The sequence below is a fragment of the Asanoa siamensis genome, assembly GCF_016862555.1.
GTDB lineage: Bacteria > Actinomycetota > Actinomycetes > Mycobacteriales > Micromonosporaceae > Asanoa > Asanoa siamensis.
Genome location: NZ_BONE01000032.1, coordinates 25,562 through 43,211, shown reverse-complemented (window position 1 = coordinate 43,211; position 17,650 = coordinate 25,562). Strand labels below are relative to the sequence as shown.

The 17,650-nt window shown below is 72.9% G+C and carries 16 protein-coding genes; 9 read left to right on the top strand and 7 right to left on the bottom strand.

Annotation, left to right across the window (positions count from 1 at the left end; all coding sequences use genetic code 11):
* Window positions 1-12: 12 nt before the first annotated feature.
* Window positions 13-909 (top strand): Gfo/Idh/MocA family protein, encoded by an 897-nt coding sequence (locus Asi02nite_RS20285; RefSeq protein ID WP_203715176.1) that lies wholly within the window; start codon window positions 13-15, stop codon window positions 907-909.
* Here the strand turns inward: Asi02nite_RS20285 and Asi02nite_RS20280 are convergent.
* Window positions 906-4,028, bottom strand: a complete 3,123-nt coding sequence (locus Asi02nite_RS20280) for an EAL domain-containing protein (RefSeq protein WP_203715174.1) — start codon at window positions 4,026-4,028, stop codon at window positions 906-908. The genes Asi02nite_RS20285 and Asi02nite_RS20280 overlap by 4 nt on opposite strands.
* A gap of 183 nt (window positions 4,029-4,211) precedes the next feature.
* Between Asi02nite_RS20280 and Asi02nite_RS20275 the strand changes: the two genes are divergently transcribed.
* Window positions 4,212-4,901, top strand: a complete 690-nt coding sequence (locus Asi02nite_RS20275) for a fasciclin domain-containing protein (RefSeq protein ID WP_239126846.1) — start codon at window positions 4,212-4,214, stop codon at window positions 4,899-4,901.
* A 70-nt stretch (window positions 4,902-4,971) separates the two neighbouring features.
* On the opposite strand, the gene Asi02nite_RS20270 is transcribed toward Asi02nite_RS20275, so the two are convergent.
* Both Asi02nite_RS20270 and Asi02nite_RS20265 read right to left on the bottom strand, forming a co-directional pair.
* Window positions 4,972-6,495, bottom strand: a complete 1,524-nt coding sequence (locus Asi02nite_RS20270; protein ID WP_203715173.1) for a hypothetical protein — start codon at window positions 6,493-6,495, stop codon at window positions 4,972-4,974.
* Window positions 6,480-7,238: an ABC transporter ATP-binding protein gene (locus Asi02nite_RS20265; RefSeq protein ID WP_203715172.1), complete on the bottom strand. Its 759-nt coding sequence runs from the start codon at window positions 7,236-7,238 to the stop codon at window positions 6,480-6,482. The genes Asi02nite_RS20270 and Asi02nite_RS20265 overlap by 16 nt, the downstream gene beginning before the upstream one ends.
* Before the next feature lie 133 nt (window positions 7,239-7,371).
* Here Asi02nite_RS20265 and Asi02nite_RS20260 point away from each other — a divergent pair, with 133 nt between their 5' ends.
* Both Asi02nite_RS20260 and Asi02nite_RS20255 read left to right on the top strand, forming a co-directional pair.
* Entirely contained in the window at window positions 7,372-9,264 is a 1,893-nt protein-coding gene (locus Asi02nite_RS20260; RefSeq protein ID WP_239126845.1) for a sensor histidine kinase, read from the top strand.
* Window positions 9,216-9,860 carry a response regulator gene (locus Asi02nite_RS20255; RefSeq protein WP_203715171.1) on the top strand — a complete coding sequence of 215 codons (645 nt, stop codon included), beginning with the start codon at window positions 9,216-9,218 and terminating at the stop codon, window positions 9,858-9,860. The genes Asi02nite_RS20260 and Asi02nite_RS20255 overlap by 49 nt, the downstream gene beginning before the upstream one ends.
* On the opposite strand, the gene Asi02nite_RS20250 is transcribed toward Asi02nite_RS20255, so the two are convergent.
* Window positions 9,857-10,591, bottom strand: coding sequence for a PIG-L deacetylase family protein (locus Asi02nite_RS20250; RefSeq protein ID WP_203715170.1), 735 nt, complete (start codon window positions 10,589-10,591; stop codon window positions 9,857-9,859). The two genes, Asi02nite_RS20255 and Asi02nite_RS20250, sit on opposite strands and share 4 nt — an antisense overlap.
* A 17-nt stretch (window positions 10,592-10,608) precedes the next feature.
* Window positions 10,609-11,247: a DUF2461 domain-containing protein gene (locus Asi02nite_RS20245; RefSeq protein WP_203715169.1), complete on the bottom strand. Its 639-nt coding sequence runs from the start codon at window positions 11,245-11,247 to the stop codon at window positions 10,609-10,611.
* A gap of 41 nt (window positions 11,248-11,288) precedes the next feature.
* Here Asi02nite_RS20245 and Asi02nite_RS20240 point away from each other — a divergent pair, with 41 nt between their 5' ends.
* Window positions 11,289-12,242 carry a pirin family protein gene (locus Asi02nite_RS20240; RefSeq protein WP_239126844.1) on the top strand — a complete coding sequence of 318 codons (954 nt, stop codon included), beginning with the start codon at window positions 11,289-11,291 and terminating at the stop codon, window positions 12,240-12,242.
* Here Asi02nite_RS20240 and Asi02nite_RS20235 read toward each other — a convergent pair.
* Window positions 12,229-12,744 carry a mycothiol transferase gene (locus Asi02nite_RS20235; RefSeq protein WP_308440167.1) on the bottom strand — a complete coding sequence of 172 codons (516 nt, stop codon included), beginning with the start codon at window positions 12,742-12,744 and terminating at the stop codon, window positions 12,229-12,231. The two genes, Asi02nite_RS20240 and Asi02nite_RS20235, sit on opposite strands and share 14 nt — an antisense overlap.
* Window positions 12,745-12,771: 27 nt before the next feature.
* Between Asi02nite_RS20235 and Asi02nite_RS20230 the strand changes: the two genes are divergently transcribed.
* The 4 genes from Asi02nite_RS20230 to Asi02nite_RS20215 all read left to right on the top strand — a co-directional run bounded on the left by Asi02nite_RS20230 (window position 12,772) and on the right by Asi02nite_RS20215 (window position 17,023).
* A complete protein-coding gene (locus Asi02nite_RS20230) occupies window positions 12,772-13,536 on the top strand; it encodes an enoyl-CoA hydratase/isomerase family protein (protein ID WP_203715167.1) in 765 nt (254 codons plus the stop codon).
* Between the two features lie 182 nt (window positions 13,537-13,718).
* Complete coding sequence (locus Asi02nite_RS20225) at window positions 13,719-14,732, top strand: S1 family peptidase (RefSeq protein WP_373312290.1); 1,014 nt, start codon at window positions 13,719-13,721, stop codon at window positions 14,730-14,732.
* 92 nt (window positions 14,733-14,824) lie between these two features.
* Complete coding sequence (locus Asi02nite_RS20220; RefSeq protein ID WP_203715166.1) at window positions 14,825-15,553, top strand: aminotransferase class IV; 729 nt, start codon at window positions 14,825-14,827, stop codon at window positions 15,551-15,553.
* A gap of 237 nt (window positions 15,554-15,790) precedes the next feature.
* Window positions 15,791-17,023: an alanine--tRNA ligase-related protein gene (locus Asi02nite_RS20215; RefSeq protein WP_203715161.1), complete on the top strand. Its 1,233-nt coding sequence runs from the start codon at window positions 15,791-15,793 to the stop codon at window positions 17,021-17,023.
* Here Asi02nite_RS20215 and Asi02nite_RS20210 read toward each other — a convergent pair.
* Window positions 17,020-17,634: a pyridoxamine 5'-phosphate oxidase family protein gene (locus Asi02nite_RS20210; RefSeq protein ID WP_203715159.1), complete on the bottom strand. Its 615-nt coding sequence runs from the start codon at window positions 17,632-17,634 to the stop codon at window positions 17,020-17,022. The two genes, Asi02nite_RS20215 and Asi02nite_RS20210, sit on opposite strands and share 4 nt — an antisense overlap.
* Between the last annotated feature and the right edge of the window lie 16 nt (window positions 17,635-17,650).

Sequence of the window (17,650 nt, the reverse complement as noted above, 5' to 3'; positions counted from 1 at the left end):
CAGACTGGGCGCATGCCTCTCCGGTTCGGCCTCTTCGGCACCGGCCCCTGGGCCACCGCCACCCAGGCGCCCGCGATCGTCGCCCACCCCGACGCCGAGCTCGTCGGTGTCTGGGGGCGCGACCCCGCGAAGGCGGCCGCCCTGGCCGGCGAGTCCGGCGCCCGCGCCTACAGCGACGTCGACGCGCTGCTGGCCGACGTCGACGCGATCGCCCTCGCCCTGCCGCCGGACGTGCAGGCCGAGATCGCCGAGCGGGCCGCCAAGGCCGGCCGGCACCTGCTGCTCGACAAGCCGGTCGCCCTGACCGTCGAGGCCGCCGACCGGGTGGTCGCCGCCGCCGACGCGGCCGGGGTCGCCTCCGTCGTCTTCTTCACCGGGCGGTTCGACGACACCGTCGCCACCGCGCTCCGCGAGATCACCGCGACCGGCGGCTGGCAGGGCAGCCGGGTCGCGCACCTGGCGTCGATCTTCGTGCCCGGCAACCCGTACGGTGCCTCGCCCTGGCGGCGGGCGCACGGCGGCCTGTGGGACGTCGGCCCGCACGCGCTCTCCCAGGTGTTGCCGGTGCTCGGCCCGGTCGCCGAGGTGTCGGCGGTCGAGGGCCCGCGGTCCACCACGAGCCTGCTGCTGCGGCACACCGCCGGCGCGGTCAGCACGATGACGCTCTCGGTCGACGCGCCGCCCGCGGCGGTGCTGCGCGACGTCACGTTCTACGGCGAGCACGGCGTCACCTCGGTCCCCAACGGCACGGGCGGGGTCCAGAAGGCCTTCACCACCGCCATCGACGTGTTGATCGCCGAGATCGCCGGGACGACCCATCCGCTCGGTGTCCACTTCGGACGAGAGGTGGTCGCGATCCTCGCCGCCGCCGAACGCTCCCGCGAGACGGGCCGGGCGGAGACCCTCTAGGCCGCGAGCTCCGCGCGGCGCAGCCAGCGCAGCGCGTCGGGCAGTGGCATGGGCCTCGAGAACAGGAAGCCCTGGCCGTACGGGCAGCCGATGCGGCGCAGCAGGTCGCGTTCGTCGGTGGTCTCGATGCCCTCGGCGACCACCTCGAGGCCGAGCGTGTGTGCCAGCCGGACGATGCCGTCGACGAGTGCGCGCTGCTGCGTCGAGGTGGTGACCGTCCCGGTGAACAGCCTGTCGATCTTGAGTACGTCCAGCGGCACGTGCCGCAGGTAGCTCAGCGACGAGTAGCCCGTGCCGAAGTCGTCGATCGCCACCCGCACGCCGAGCCGGCGCACCTCGGCGAGGTCGTCCCAGACCTGGTCGTCGTCGCGGAGCAGCAGGCTCTCGGTGATCTCCAGCATCAGGCACGAGGGCGGCAGGTCGCTGGCGGCGAGCTCCCGCTTGACCAGGCGGACGAAGCCGGGCGTACGGAACTGCCGGGCCGAGACGTTGACGGCCACGTACGGCGCGCCGTAGGGCTGGCCCTTGCGCCACGTCGCCGCGCCCGCGATGGCCTTCTTCAGCACCCACTCGCCCATCGGCACGACCAGCCCCGACTCCTCGGCCACGTCGATGAACGCGTCGGGGAGCAGCCGGCCGCGGGTCGGGTGGTTCCAGCGCAGCAGCGCCTCGAAGCCGGCGGTGTGCCCGTCGGTCAGGCTGACGATCGGCTGGAACTCCAGCGTCAGCCCGCCGTCGTGGATCGCGTGGTCCAGCTCGGCCCGCATCTCCAGCCGCTCGACGATCGTCGTGTGCAGCTCGGGCTGGTAGCGCCGCCACTGGGCCTTGCCGGCGCCCTTGGCCACGTAGAGGGCCAGGTCGGCCTGGCGCAGCAGCTCGGGGCCGTCCTGCGCGTCGGCGGTGGTGCCGATGCCGATGCTGGCCGAGCAACTGACCAGGTCACCGCCCACGGAGTACGGTTCGCGCAGCGTCCGGGTGATCCGGTCGGCCGCGTCCTCGACGTCGCCGGTGTCGCCGGCGTCGTCGATCAGCACCGCGAACTCGTCGCCACCGAGCCGGGCCGCGGTGTCGTGCGGGCGCAGCGCGGCGCTGATCCGCCCGGCGACCGCCTTGAGCACCTGGTCACCGCTGGCGTGACCGAGGGTGTCGTTGACCACCTTGAAGTCGTCCAGGTCGATGAAGAGCACCCCGACCACACCGCGGCGCGCCTCGATCGCCTTCTGCATCCGCTCGGCGAAGAGTGCCCGGTTGGCCAGCCCGGTCAGCGCGTCGTGGTTGGCCCGGTGGGTGAGCTCGCGCTCCAGGCGGCGCTTGTCGGTCACGTCGCGCAGGGTGAAGACCAGCCCGCGCACGGTCGGGTCGGCGCGCAGGTCGCGCACCGAGATCTCGACCTGCACGGCGGTGCCGTCCGGGCGGCGCAGCGTCCAGTCGGTGGTGCCCCAGTTGTCGGGCTCGACGCTGCCGACCGGGCGGGCCTGGATCCGGTGGAAGACCCGCTCGGCCCGGTCTCGTTCGGCCGGGTCGCCGTGGTCCAGCAACGCGGTGCCGACGAGGTCGACCTCACCGAACATCGCCCGCGCGGACGGGCTGGCGTACGAGATCCGGTCGTCGCTGTCGACGATCAGGATGACGTCGGCGGCGTTGTGGACCAGTGCACGGAAGTACTCCTCGCTGGTCCGCCGGCGTAGCTGTTCGGTGAGCGCCACGCGGTCGATGGCAAGCGCGGCCTGCGAGGCAAGCACGGCCAGCCGGTCCTGCGCGGTGTTCAACGGGCGTTCCGCGGCGGCGACCATCATGGCCCCGATCGCGCTGTCGTTCTGGTCGTCCTCGCTCACCCGCAGCGGGAGCGCCAGGGCCATCGGGGGCCCGGTGGGTTGACCGTCGGTGCCGCGGCCGGCGCCGAGCGCGCCGGCGACCAGCGGGGACAGCTCGGTGCTGGCCATCAGCGTGGGTTCGCGGAGCTGGCGGAGCCGGTCCCGGGCCAGGTCGTCGCGGGGGACGCCGCGCAGCCGGCCCGTCGCGTCGGGATCGGCGCCCTTGGTGAACAGCGCGAAGCGGTAGTCGGTGCCCGGAGCCAGCACACCCCGGATCCCGGCGTCGAGCGCGTCGGCGATGCCCTCGTCGTCGTTCGCGGCGACCAGGGCCGTCGTCACGGCGCGCAGGCCCCGTTCGCGGCCGATCTGCTCGCGCAGGCGGTGGGCGAGGTTCACCAGGCGGGCCAGCACCAGCAGGAACATCACCAACGACGCGACGGCGATCACCTCGCCGTGCCGGACGGTGCCGAACGCGAGGGTCTCGTAGAGCAGGATCGTCGGGGGGATCATCGACGAGAGCCCCAGCAGCACCAGGCGCAGCACGGTCGTCTCGCGCTCGCGCGGTGGTCGCCGGTCGGTGATGCTCTTCATCGAGGGCGTCAGCGCGGCCGCGCCCCACAACGCGTACAGGGCGATGTAGCCGAGGTCGAGCGGCGTGCGCACCAGCCACAGGTCGTCGATCCGGCCGATCCGGAACAGGGCGTCGGCGATCACGTAGCCGACCACGCCCAGGCCCAGGAGCGCCATCGCCGGCGTGAGGCGGACGGCCGTGGCCAGCCGGGCGACGAGGCCCAGCACGATGATGTCCACCACCGGGTACGCGATCAGCAGGAACAGCGTGATCCCGCCGATGTTGGGTCTGTCCAGCCGCGCCTCGATGGTGAGCACCCAGGCCAGCAGCCCCGTGCCGAGCGCCAGCACCAGCGCGTCGATCAGCGCCGGCCGGTCGGGTTTCGGCTCCGCCGCGCGGCCGAACTTGGCCAGCGCGACCCCGACCAGGGCCAGCGATATCAGCAGCAGGATGTCGTCGGTGAGGGTGACCGGGGGTCTGGCGGGGCCGCCGGGCAGGGTGAGGTTGAACGACAGGTCGGAGGCGGCGTAGAAGATCATCCCGACGAGGAAGATCAGCCAGGTCCCGGCCATCCGGGGTCGGTTGAGCCGGATGCCGGCCAGGATCGCCAGCACTCCGCTCGCACTGATCGCCGTCCAGAGCCCGAAGCGCCAGGACAGCGGGGCCACGTAGTAGACGACCGTCAGCACGGCCATCCACAGTCCGTACGCGGCCAGCCCCATCCGCCGCGTCATCCACCAACTCCCCGTTGACGTGCCGCTGAAGAAGCATTAAACGGTACGACCGCCGCGGCGGAGCGTCGAACGACGGCGCTGGTGTGAGGTCTCGATTACGTCAAGTAGGCAACGTCGGACGGTGCATGCTGGTACGAATCTGAGTAAAGCACCTCAAAACCGACATGAGGGGATTTCTGCATCATGCGTGTCTTCAGGACAGCGGGTCTCGCCGTCACGGTGGCCGCGATGGCCCTGGCCATGGCGGCGTGCGGCTCGGACACCAGCCCGTCCACCGCCCTTCAGCCGACCGGGGGAGCGACGGCCACGTCGCCCGGGGGTGCGACCGGCAGCCCCCAGCCCACGGGGACCAACACGGCGGGCGGTGGCGGCCAGGTCTTCGGCCCGGGCTGCTCCTCGCTGCCGAGCTCTGGTGCCGGCAGCGTCTCGTCGATGGCCAACCAGCCGGTCGCCACCGCGGTGGCGAGCAACCCGCAGCTGTCGACGCTGGCGAACGCGATCAAGACCGCCGGGCTGACCGACACCCTCAACAACGCCCAGAACATCACCGTCTTCGCGCCCACCAACGACGCCTTCAACAAGGTGGGGCAGTCGCAGCTCAACGCCCTGCTGGCCAACAAGCAGCAGCTGACCCAGACGCTCGAGTACCACGTCGTGCCGCAGCGGCTCAGCCCGCAGAACCTGGCCGGCACCCACCGGACGATGGAAGGCCAGAACCTGACCGTCACCGGCAGCGGTGAGGACTTCACCGTCAACAACACCGCGAGCGTGGTCTGCGGCAACATCCAGACCCGCAACGCGACGGTCTACCTGATCGACTCGGTGCTGACGCCGCCGTCGTCGGGCAACACGCCGTCGCCGGGCGCCAGCTGACCTGGCACCGCGTTAGGAACGGTCCGTTCCAATCGGAAAGCGATTGGAACGGACCGTTCCTTGCGTCACATCACCCCAACTTGGCCAGCAACTCCGGGCCGCGGCGGGTCAGGCGGGTGACCGCCAGCCGGCCGAGGCCGACCGCCAGGGCGACCCCCAGCACCAGGCTCACCGGCGTGGCGAGCCAGCGGAGCACCGCGTCGTCACGCACGGTGCCGACGATCAGCAGGGCCAGCGCCGGCGACGCGAGCAGCGTCATCGACAGCAGCGCCAGCCAGACGATCCCGGAGAGGCCGCCGCCGTCCGAGCCCGGGTTGCTGCCGCGCTTGTGCGGGTCGGCGATCCGCATCGGCATGAACACCGAGATGAGGACCAGCAGGCCCGCGCCGCCGCCGAGCACGACCGGCAGCAGGCCGACGGCCCAGGCGACCATGTCCCAGGCGCCGTGCCAGATCGCGCCGGCCACGGTCAGCGCGATCGCGACCGGAGCGACCAGCATCAGCCACGCGCGCTGCCGGCCCCGGACGTCCGCCCGCTCCGCGCCGGGCGCGAGCAGCGTCTGCCACAGTGCGGTGCCGTCGGAGCTGTGCAGGTGGGCGCAGCAGCCGACGGCGAAGACCGTGAAGAACACGCCGGCCATCGGCAGGTAGTCGGTCACGTTGATGAGCAGCGGGAGCAGCACGTAGGTCACCACGTACACCAGCGCGAACGCCAGGAAGTGGATCCGGATCAGGTCGCGGCGCCAGGTGCGCAGCTCTTTGCCGACCACGGCGGCCAGCGCGGTGGGCGGCCGCCAGCCGCTCCAGCGGGTGCCGCGGATGACGGTCGGGCTGACCGGGCGGCGCAGCAGCAGCGCCCAGGCGCCGACCGCCACGGCGATGGCGGCCACGAGACCGGCGACGACCGCACCGACCAGGGCCCAGTCGCCCCGGGCGGCGGCCTCGATCGCGACGACCGGCCAGCCCGAGGGTGCGTACCGCAGCTTGTCGGCGATGAACGGCGGCAGCGCGGTCTCCGGGCCGCCGGTGATCGCGACGATCACGACCCAGCCCTGCGCGGCCATGCAGACGAGCACGCCCCACGGAATCGCCATCAGGGCCGCGCTCAGGCGGCTGTTCAGCACCCGGCCGACGGCGGCGACGACCACATTGGAGAGTGCGACGAGCAGGAGCACGAACAACGGCAGGGTCACCAGCGCCACGGGTACGGCGGCCAGGTCCAGGCGCAGCGCGTACCAGACGAGGGCCGTGCCGCCGATCAGCGTGACCAGCGGTCCGACACCGACCAGCGCGGCGCCGAGCAGCCCCGTCGCGAGCTGGCGGTCGGTCAGCGGCACGTGCCGCAGGTGCTCGCGGCGCAGGCCCGGGTCGGTGCCGCCCATCATCGGGCCGATGACCCAACCGATCAGCCAGGACGCCGTCGTCAGCAGGAGCGCGCCGCCGGCCCGGTCGGGGCCGGCCGCGACGGTCAGCCAGAGCGTGCAGCCGGCGGCGGCGAGGCCGGTCACGAGGCCGCTGACCGTCGTCGCGGCCTTCGTGCCCGTGAAGGAGTGACGCAGGATCTGGTACTTCATGGGGATCAGGACGCCAACCATGACAGTTCCTCCTCTCCGGCCGTGCGGGCGCCGACCAGCTCGACGAAGACCTCGTCGAGCGAGCGGACGCCGCGGACCTCGCCGATCGGGCCCGCCGCGACGACGCGGCCCTCGTTCATCACCGCGACCGTGTCGCAGAGCTGCTCGACCAGCGCCATCACATGGCTGGAGAGCACCACCGAGCCGCCCCCGGCGACGAACCGGCGCAGGATCGACCGGATCGTCAGCGCCGACACAGGGTCGACCGCCTCGAACGGCTCGTCGAGCACCAGCAGGCGCGGGCCGCCGAGCAGCGCGCTGGCCAGCGCGATCTTCTTCCGCATGCCGGCCGAGTAGCCGAGGATCAGCGTGCGCTCGGCGTGGTCGAGGTCGAGCACGGAGAGCAACTCGTCGACCCGGGCGGTGACGACGTCGGCCGGCATGCCGTGCAGCCGGCCCAGGTAGGTGAGCATCTCGCGGCCGGTCAGCCGCTCCGTCATGGCCAGGCCGTCGGGCAGCACGCCGACCAGCCGCTTGGCCGCGGTCGGCTCGCGCCAGACGTCGGTGCCGAAGATCTCCGCGGTCCCCGCGTCGGGGCGCAGCAGCCCGACCGCCATCGACAGGGCGGTGGTCTTGCCCGCGCCGTTCGGGCCCACCAGGCCGAAGAACGAGCCGGCCGGCACGGTCAGCTCGACCGCGTCGGCGGCGAGCTTGTCGCCGAAGCGCTTGGTCAGTCCGGAGAGCCGGAGTGCGTTCGTGGTCATGCCGAAAACGCTAGAAATTCCGGCGGGCGCGCGGAATGCGGCCAGCCGCCGACCGGGGTGGGGCCAGCTACACCCCCGCGGGCGGTGTCTGGCCCCACTCCCCGGCGACGCCGTGCTCGGCCAGACTGTGCCCATGAGACGCGGACTGCACGCCCTGGCCGGCGGCCTGCTGCGCGGCTGCTACGCGGTCGGGTCGGCGGTGCTGCTGGTCGTGCACCTCGCGCTCTTCGTGCCCGGCCTCGGGTTGGGCCTGGTCGTGCTGCTGCCGTGGCCGATCGTGCTGATGCGCCGGTTCACCGACCTGGTGCGCCGGACGTGCGGTGGCATTCCGCGTCCCTACCGCGACCGTCCGGGCGCCCCGCGGCGGGAGCCCGACGGGCGGTACCGGCACGACCGCCGGCTCTACAGGTCACCGTTCTGGCCCCGGCAGTTCGACTACCTGGACTGGGCGCTCGGTGACCCGGCGACCTGGCGGGACGTCGGCTGGCTGCTGACCAATCCCGTCGTCGGGGGAGTGCTGGGGTTCGGGCCGGCCGCGCTGGTGGCCGGCGGGCTGGCGCTCGCCACCGGCGGCGGATCGCCGTGGTGGATACCCGTCGGGCTGGTCCTGGCCGTGGCCGGTGGCGCCGTCGCCCCGGCGGCCGTGCGCGCCCACGACGCCTGGACCGCCCGGATGCTCGCGCCGCGCCCCGGGATCGGCTCGCTGAAAGCGTGGCTGGGCAAGCGTTTCGTCACGCTGACCCAACTGCTGGCGCTCGGTGGCCTGACGGTCGTCAGCGCCGCTCTGGCCGGGCTCGCCTTCATCGCCTTCTCGCTGTTCGCCATCGGCATCGTCGGCAGCGTGCCGGAGTTCGCCACCGCGGCCCGCCGCTACACCGGGATCCGGCGCCGGCTGGCCGAGCAGTGGTCCGGGGTGCCGATCCAAACGCCGTACCGGCCGGAGCCGGAACTGCCGGCGCGACGGCCCGACGGGCTCTACGCGGTCGGTGACTCGCTCTACAAAACCAAGGGCTGGACCCGGTTCTTCCAGCGCCTCGACTGGATCTGGAACGACCCGGCGACCTGGCGCGACCTCATCTGGACGTTCACCGACCCGATCGTCGGCGGCGCGCTGGTGGCCGCGTCCGTCGGCGCGGTCCTCTACGGCTTCGTCGGTATGACCATCCCGGCGCTGGCCCGACTCGGCCGGCTGCAGGACCCGCCGGGCCTCGCCGTCCTCGCCGATCGGCCGGTGCTCGCGCTGCTGGCCGGTCTCGCCCTGGTGGTCGTCGGCACGCTGCTCGCACCGGCCGCGCTGGCGCTGCACGGCCGGTGGACCGCGGTGCTGCTCGCGCCGACCGCCAAGGCCAAGCTCGCGCTGCGGGTCGAGCAGCTCACCGAGAGCCGCGCCGACGCGACCTCCGCGCAGGCCGCGGAGCTGCGCCGGATCGAGCGCGACCTGCACGACGGCGCGCAGGGCCGGCTCGTCGCGGTGGGGCTGGCGCTCGGTGCCGTCGAGGCGCTGATCGAGACCGACCCCGCGGCGGCCCGCCGGCTCGTCGCCGACGCGCGGGAGAGCACGGCCCGGGCGCTGGCCGAACTGCGCGACCTGGTTCGGGGCGTCCACCCGCCGGTGCTGGCCGAACGGGGCCTGGTCGAGGCGGTCCGCGCGCTGGCGCTGGACAGCCCGGTGCCGGTGACCGTGTCGGCCGACCTCGCCGGCCATCCGCCCGAGCCGATCGAGGCGGCCGTCTACTTCGCGGTCAGCGAGTCATTGGTCAACACGGCCAAGCACGCGGCCGCCTCCGCCGCGACCGTCCAGTTCGGACACTCCGACGGGGTGCTGCGGGCGGTCGTCACCGACGACGGCCGCGGCGGTGCCGACCCGGCCGACGGCAGCGGGCTGCGGGGCATGCGACACCGGCTCTCGGCCTTCGACGGTACTGTGCGGGTGGTCAGCCCGGCCGGCGGGCCGACGGTCGTCACGCTGGAGGTGCCGTGCGCGTTGTCCTCGCGGAGGACCTCTACCTCCTCCGGGAAGGGCTGAAGCAGCTCCTGGGCGCGCACGGGTTCGAGATCGTCGCCGCCGTCGACAACGGCCCCGACCTGCTCCGCGCGCTGCTCGACGAGCGGCCCGACGTCGCCGTGGTCGACGTGCGGCTGCCGCCGACCCAGACCGACGAGGGGCTGCAGGCGGCCCTGGCCGCCCGGCGGCAGGTGCCCGGGCTGCCGGTGCTCGTGCTCTCGCAGCACGTCGAGCGGCTCTACGCCCGCGAGTTGCTGGCCGACGGCACCGGCGGCGTCGGCTACCTGCTCAAGGACCGGGTGTTCAACGCCGAGCAGTTCGTCGACGCGGTGCGCCGGGTCGCCGCCGGTGGCACCGCCATGGACCCGGACGTGATCGCCAAGCTCTTCGCCCGCAGCGACGACACGGTCGGCCGGCTCACGCCGCGCGAGCGCGAGGTGCTGGAGCTGATGGCCGAGGGCCGGTCCAACGCGGCGATCGGCCAGCGGCTGTTCCTCAGCGAGAGCGCGGTGGGCAAGCACACGGCCAGCATCTTCGGGAAGCTGGGGCTGGCGGTCTCCGACGACGACAACCGCCGGGTCCTGGCGGTGCTCGCCTTCCTCGACGGGGCCCGCTAGAACAGGTTGATCGTGAAGACCTCGAACGGCGCGGCGTAGCGGGTGCCCAGGCGGGTGCCGGCCGCGCGGCCGATGCCCTCCAGGAACTCCTCCGGGTCGAACGCGCCCTCGCCGAGCCCGCGCAGGTAGGCCTCGTGCGCCTCGAGCGACTGGATGCCGCGGTCGAACGTACCGGTGATGTCGACCGCGTGTTTTCCGTCCGGGGAGCCGGCGGCCCAGACCTGGCGGACCTTGTTCCACGGCTCGAGGCCCAGCTCCGGGAAGATCCAGCGGTTGCCGGCGTCGCGGACCGCGTCGAGGGTGGCCCGCCCGGTCGCGATGTGGTCGGCCTGGTTGAGCGCCTCGGCGCCGTCCCAGGTCTCCCGGAAGTTGTTGGTGATGACGATGTCCGGGCGGTGCGTGCGGACCACCGCGGTGATCGCCCGGCGCAGCGCGACGCCGTATTCCAGGATGCCGTCGGGCAGCCCGAGGAACTCGACCTTCGAGACGCCGACCGCGCCCGCCGACGCACGCTGCTCCGCCTCGCGAACCACCGTGGTCTCGTCGGGTGCCAGCCCGTCGATGCCGGCCTCGCCGCTGGTGACCAGGCAGTAGACGACCTCCTTGCCCTGGTCGGTCCAGCGCGCCACCGCGGCCGCGGAGCCGAACTCGAGGTCGTCGGGGTGGGCCACCACGGCCAGCGCCCGCTCCCAGTCCTCGGGCAGCGACGTGTACGGCGTGAGGTCGGACAAGGCGGGACTCCTATCGGTCAGGCGTCGGGGATGCTGGGCCCCACGAAGGTGGCCAGCCACTGGTTGAGCGGAGCCGACGCGCGCAGGAAGTCTGCCACCCTGCGCTTCGCGGCGGCGGTCCCGAGCCACGGCGCGACCGGCCACTCCTTCCAGGCGACGACGCCCTTGTGCCGCAACAGGTCGGCCCGGGGGTGGTCCTTGTCGTAACCGCGTGGCACCCGCTTGAGCTGGTCGTGACCGTGGATCGCGACACCGTCGGCGGCCGCCTCGGCGACGAGCGCCGCCAGTCGCGGCCCGCTGCCGTCGTCGTCGACGGCCGCCCGGTAGCGGGCGAGCTGGTCGCGCTCCATGTGGTACATGCCGGACCCGGCGGCCAGACCCTGCGCCGACAGGTGGACGTAGCCGCCGAGGTCGAGCCGCGCGGCGATGGCCGTCTTGTAGGGCGACTTGTCGGCGCTGAACCGGACGTCCCGGTAGGGCCGGAAGATCCGGCCGGCCCCGAACTCGGGCTCGAGCTCGTCGAGCAGCGCCTGCATGGGCGCCCGCACCTGGTCGTCGTAAACCGCCTTGTGCGCCGTCCAGTAGGTCTTCGAGTTGTCGGCCTCGAGCCCCTCGTAGAACTCCAGAGCCTCGCTCGGCCAGCCACGGAACGCCACGTCTGCGACCCTACCGCCGCCACCGGGCTAGGCTCGCAAGGGTGAGCACTGATGGCGCCGTGACGCTGGCCGGGCTGCCCGCCAGTGTCCTGCTGCCCGGGCACGACGTGCCGCTCGGGCGCTACACCACCGTCCGGCGGCTCCTGCCGCAACGACCCCGCCGCATGATCGGCGCGTGGTGTTTCGTCGACGCGTTCGGGCCCGACGACGTGGTCAACCGGCCCGGCATGCAGGTGCCGCCGCACCCGCACACCGGCCTGCAGACCGTCACCTGGCTGGTCGCCGGCGAGGTGCTGCACCGCGACAGCCTCGGCAGCCTGCAGACGATCCTGCCCGGCCAGCTCAACCTGATGACCTCCGGACACGGCATCTCGCACTCCGAGGAGTCGCCGGCCGTGCACCCGCCGCTGATGCACGGCATCCAGCTCTGGGTCGCTCTGCCCGAGGACGCCCGGCACCAGCCGGCCCGGTTCGAGCACCACGCGGCGCTGCCGGCCGATACCCGCGGCGGGGTGACGACCACGGTCGTCGTGGGCGAGCTGGGTGAGCTGCGGTCGCCGGCGCGCGTGCACACGCCGCTGCTCGGCGCGGAGCTGCTCTTCGAGCCGGGCGCGCGGCTCGACGTGGCGTTGCGGCCCGACTTCGAGTACGGCCTGCTCTCGCTCGACGGCGCGGCCGAGGTCGACGGCACCGAGCTGACCCCGGGTTCGCTGCTCTACCTCGGCGAGGAGCGCACGACGACCACCGTCGCCAGCGCCGACGGCGCGCGGCTGTTCCTGCTCGGCGGCGTGCCGTTCGAGGAGCCGCTGGTGATGTGGTGGAACTTCGTCGCCCGCAGCGACGCCGAGATCCGCGCTGCCCGCGAGGAGTGGACGACCGGCGACCGGTTCGGCGTGGTCCGCGGCTACGCGGGCGAGGCGCTGCCCGCACCCGCCCTACCGACGACGAAGCTGAAGGTCCGGGACCGCCACGGGAACACCCTCAGCGGAGGATGATGCCCCGCACGTACGCGGCCTGGCCGACGTGTTGCACGTCGTCGTTGAGGACGCTGAGCAGGCGTACGCCCATCGTCACCGGCGGGTTCCACGAGCGGTCCACGATCCGGCTCAGGTCCTCCTCGGTGACCGCGTTGACCAGCGCCGCCGTCCGCTCGTGCACCGCCGAGTAGTAGTCCACCAGCACCTTGCCGCTGGCCGGGCGGACGCCGAGCACCTCGTCGGGGCCGTGCGCGTACCCGGTCTCGTCCGGGTCCGGCTCCAGCTCGAAGCGGGGCGCCCAGGGGCCGGTCACCCAGATCTGGTCGTCGCCGATCAGGTCGGCGACGTGGTGGTCCTGGATCCGGGTCAGGTGCCAGACGAGCCAGCCGACCGTGTTGGCGCCGGGCGCCGGGGGCCGGCGCAGCTGCTCGGCGTCGAGCCCGGCGACCGCGCCGCGGACCAGACCCGGCAACCGGCCGAACGCGTCACTCAGCAGGTCGTTGATGTTCACCCGCACCATGATGCCCCCGTTGAGTAGCGTCGGCGCGTGAACGACGAAGGCACGGTCGAGCTGTCCGTCACGGGGCACACCGCGACCATCACGATCAGCAACCCGCCGCGCCGCAACGCGCTGACCCCGGCGATGTGGCGGCGCCTGCCGGACCTGCTGGACCGCGCCGCCGCCGACCCCGCCGTGCGTGCGCTGGTGCTGACCGGCGCCGGCGGCACGTTCAGCGCCGGTGCCGACCTGACCGGCGTGCGGGACCTGGTCGGGCCGGACAGCCCGCCGGCCCGGGCGGAGGAGCGGCTGGCGGCGTTCCCGAAGCCGACGATCGCCCGGGTCCGGGGGCACTGCGTCGGCGGTGGCTGCCAGCTCGCGGTGGCGTGTGACCTGCGGATCGCGGCGGTGGACGCGCGGTTCGCCGTGCCGCCGGCCCGGCTCGGGATCGCGTACCCGGGGCCGACCACCCGGCGGCTGCTCGGCCTGGTCGGCCCGGGCGCGGCGAAGTGGCTGCTGTTCACGGCCGACCAGATCGACGCCACCCGGGCGGCCACGATCGGTCTCGTCGACGAGGTGGTCGCGGTCGACGATCTCGACGCGCACGTGGCCCGGCTGGTCGACACGATCGCGGAACGGTCGCAGCTGTCGATCGCGGCGGCGAAGGAGACGATCGACCTGGCCGTGGCGGGGCGGCCGTCGGTGCGGCGGGACGCGTTCTGGCAGGCGGAGATGCTGCGGGCCGGGGACGTGGCGGAGGGGGCGGCCGCCTTCCTCGAGCGTCGCCGCGCGAATTTCTCCTGGCGACCCTGAGTTTCAACGCATTTATTATCGCCAATGGCGAGTTGCATTATCCCGGTGGTATGACGTCGACCTAATGGTCAGGATCGGTCGTCCTGAAAACGTTGACGACGATCTATTCGGCTGGAAGCATGTCGGCAGATCGATGCCTCCGGATCGGCCGACCGGCCGGTCCACATCCCCCGGGAGGATCAGTGAAGCTCACCCGACGCGTCATGCTCTCCGCCACAGCCACGACCCTGGTGGCGGGAGCACTGTCCGTGGCGTCCCCGGCTCAAGCGGCTCCGACCCCGCTGGCCATGGACGCCGCCGTCACCCTCGCCGACTCGCTCGGCGCCGACCGCTCCGCCGGCACCTATGTCGACTCGTCCGGCGCGACGGTCGTCACGGTCACCGACGCCGCGACCGCCAAGGCCGTGCAGGCCCGCGGCGGCAAGGCCCGCCTGGTCGCGCGCAGCGCCGCCGACCTCAACGCGCTGCAGGCCAGCGTCGACAAGGGCATCGTCGGCACCGCGATCTCGGTCGACACGGTCGCCAACCAGGTCGTGGTCGAGGCCGACACCACCGTGACCGGCGCCAAGCTCGCCCTGCTCGAGAGCGCGGTCGCCGCGTCCAAGGGTGCGGCCCGGCTCGAGCGGATGTCCGGCAAGCTCACCCGGACCATCTCCGGCGGCGACGCCATCTACACCGGCGGCTCGCGCTGCTCGCTCGGCTTCAACGTGCGGTCCGGCAGCACCTACTACTTCCTGACCGCCGGGCACTGCACCAACGCCGGCACGACGTGGACCAACGGCAGCCAGACGCTCGGCACCCGGGCCGGCACCAGCTTCCCGGGCAACGACTACGGCATCGTCCGCTACACCAACACGTCGATCACGATCTCCGGCGCCGTCGGCAGCCAGGACATCGCCTCCGCGCGCAACGCCCAGGTCGGCGAGCGGGTCAACCGCCGCGGCAGCACCACCGGCACGCGCAGCGGCTCGGTGCTCGGTCTCAACGCGACCGTGCGCTACCCGCAGGGCACCGTCACCGGCATGATCCGCACCAACGTCTGCGCGCAGCCCGGCGACAGCGGCGGCCCGCTCTACACCGGTTCCGTGGCGCTGGGTCTGACCTCCGGCGGCAGCGGCAACTGCACCAGCGGTGGCACGACCTACTTCCAGCCGGTCGTCGAGGCCCTCAACGCGTACGGCGTCCAGGTCTTCTGACCCCTCCCCGATGAGGTCTGCCGCGTCGCATGCGACGGACCACCGACGGCCCCCGGACCCCGAGCCGGGGGCCGTCGCGCGACCATAGGCCGATGCGCATCGAAGTGAACGGCCGGGCGGCGGAGGCGGAGGAGGTCGCCTCGGCCTACGGCCATTTCACCGCCATGCAGGTCCGCGGCGGTGGCGTCCAGGGGCTGGCCAACCACCTCGACCGGCTCGACGCCGCCAACCGCGAGCTGTTCGGCGAGCCGCTGGACGGTGCCGAGGTGCGCCGCCTGATCCGGCACGCACTGGCCGGCGCCGCGGACGCCGCGGTCCGGGTCACCGTGCGCGAGCCCGGCCGCACGGCCGTGACGGTCGCCGCGCCGACGCCGCCTGTGCCGGCGCCGCAGCGCCTGCGGTCGGTGCCCTACCTCCGCCCGTTCCCGCATCTCAAGCATCTCGGCGGGTTCGCGCAGGGGGAGTGGGCCCGGCGGGTCCGGGCGCGGGGTTACGACGAGGCGCTGCTGGTCGACGGCGACGGCACGATCGCGGAGACGGCGATCGCCAACATCGGGTTCTTCGCCGCCGACGGCACGGTCGTCTGGCCGGCCCCGCCATGGCTGCACGGCACCGCGATGCGGCTGGTCGAGCAGCACCGCCCGACCACGCGGCAACGGATCACCCTGGCCGACGTCGCGGGCTTCCGCGGTGCCTTCACGGTCAACTCGATCGGGCACGTGGCCGTGGCATCGATCGACGACATTCCCACGCTGCCGGATCCGGCGCTCATGGCGGACCTCGACGCGCTGTTCGCCTCCGTACCCTGGGATCCGATCTAAAGCGGTTGTCGATGCGACCCGCGATGGTCATCATGGAGGCATGTGCGTGGGTGGGCGGCGAGCTAGCCGCGCCGAGCCGATCGTCGAGGGCTTCGTCCTCGCCTGATCCTCGGTGCCGGCTCGGCGTGTGTGCGCCAACCGATCCACGCGTTCGCGACGTCTTCGCGGTGAGGACCCCGCCTCGACAGCCGGGGTCGTGAGCGTGTTCGCGCTGTCCTCCCGAAACGGCGACAGATCATGCGATCCGACCAGATACGCACGACCTTTCTCGACTACTTCCGCGGCCTCGACCACCTCGAGCTGCCGCCCGGCCCGCTCTTCACCGACGACCGCGACCTGCTGTTCACCAACGCGGGCATGGTCCAGTTCAAGCCCTTCTTCCTGGGGCTCGACCGCCCGCCCCGGCCCCGGCTGACGACGGCGCAGCGCTGCGTGCGCACCGTCGACATCGACCGGATCGGGCACACCGACCGGCACGCGACCAGCTTCGAGATGCTCGGCAACTTCGCGTTCTCCGACTACTTCAAGCGCGAGTCGATGGCGTGGGCGCTGGACCTGCTCACCGGCGACTTCGGGCTCGAGCGCGACCGGCTGTGGATGACCGTGCTGCGGGGCGACGAGGAGAGCGTCGACCTGTGGCGGTCGCTCGGGGTGCCGGCTGAGCGCGTCCAGCGGCTCGGCCCCGAGGACAACTTCTGGAGCATGGACGTGCCGGGGCCGAGCGGGCCGACCTCGGAGATCTTCTACGACCGGGGTCCCGGCGTCGGCCGCGACGGCGGGCCGGCCGTCGACAGCGAGCGCTTCGTCGAGCTGTGGAACCTCGTGTTCATGCAGTACCGGCGGGGCGACAGCGACGACGAGATCCTCGGCGACCTGCCCGGGCGGCACATCGACACGGGCCTGGGCCGGGACCGCCTGGCGATGGTGCTGCAGGGTGTGCCCAACCTGCAGGAGACCGACGTCGCGCGCCCGACGCTGCGCGCGGTGCGCGATGCGACCGGCCGCGACGACGAGCCGGCGGCCCACCGGCTGGTCACCGACCATCTGCGCACCGCGGTCTTCCTCGTCGGCGCGGGCGTGCGGCCCGGCAACGAGGGTCGCGGCTACGTGGTGCGCCGGCTGCTCCGCCGGGCGGTGCGTCGCCTGGTGCTGCTCGGCGTCGACGAGCCCGTGCTCGGCCCGATCGCCGACAGCGTGACCGAGGTGCCGCCGGGCGCCCCGGCGCGCCCGGTCGTCGAGCGCGAGGAGGCGGCGTTCCGGCGCACGCTGCGCGCGGGCAACCGGCTGCTCGAGTCGGCGCTGGAGCGGGGGCCGTTGGGCGGCGAGACGGTGTTCAAGCTGCACGACACCTACGGCTTCCCGGTCGACCTCACCGTCGAGATCGCGCGGGAGCAGGGCGTGCCGGTGGACACCGACGGGTTCGCGCGCCTGATGCGCGAGCACCGCGAGCGCAGCCGCGCCGGGCGTTAGTAGAGGTTCTTCTCGTAGGCGGCGTCATAGTGCCGGTCGAGGTCCGCGAGAGTGGTCTCGGCCGGCCGCTCCACCTCTTTGATCAGGACCGCGCGGCGGGGGAGCGCCTCGGGCTGCCAGGTCTCGGGCTTCCACAGCTCCGAGCGCAGGAATGCCTTGGCGCAGTGGTAGAAGATCTGCTCGATCTCGACCTGCAGCGCGAACTGTGGGCGGTGGCCCTTGACGACCATCCGGTCGAACCAGGGCGCGTCGCTCAGGATGGTCGCCCGCCCGTTGATCCGCAGCGTGTCGGTGCGGCCGGGGATCAGGTAGATGAGCCCGACGTGCGGGTTGTCGATGATGTTGTGGAAACCGTCGCCGCGCTTGTTGCCGGGTCGCTCCGGGATCGCGATCGTGGTGTCGTCGAGCACGAGCGTGAACCCGGCCGGGTCGCCCTTGGGCGAGACGTCGCAACTCCCGTCGGCGCCGGCCGTGGCGATCAGGCAGAACGGCGCGGCCGCGAGCCAGTCGCGGTCGAGTTGGTGCAGCTCTTTCCGGTCCTTCTCGGCTGCCCGCCGGGCCGGCTCGCCGAGCAGTGCGCGGAGCTCTTCGTGTGACGTGACCGCGGACATTCGCCCTCCCCAAGGT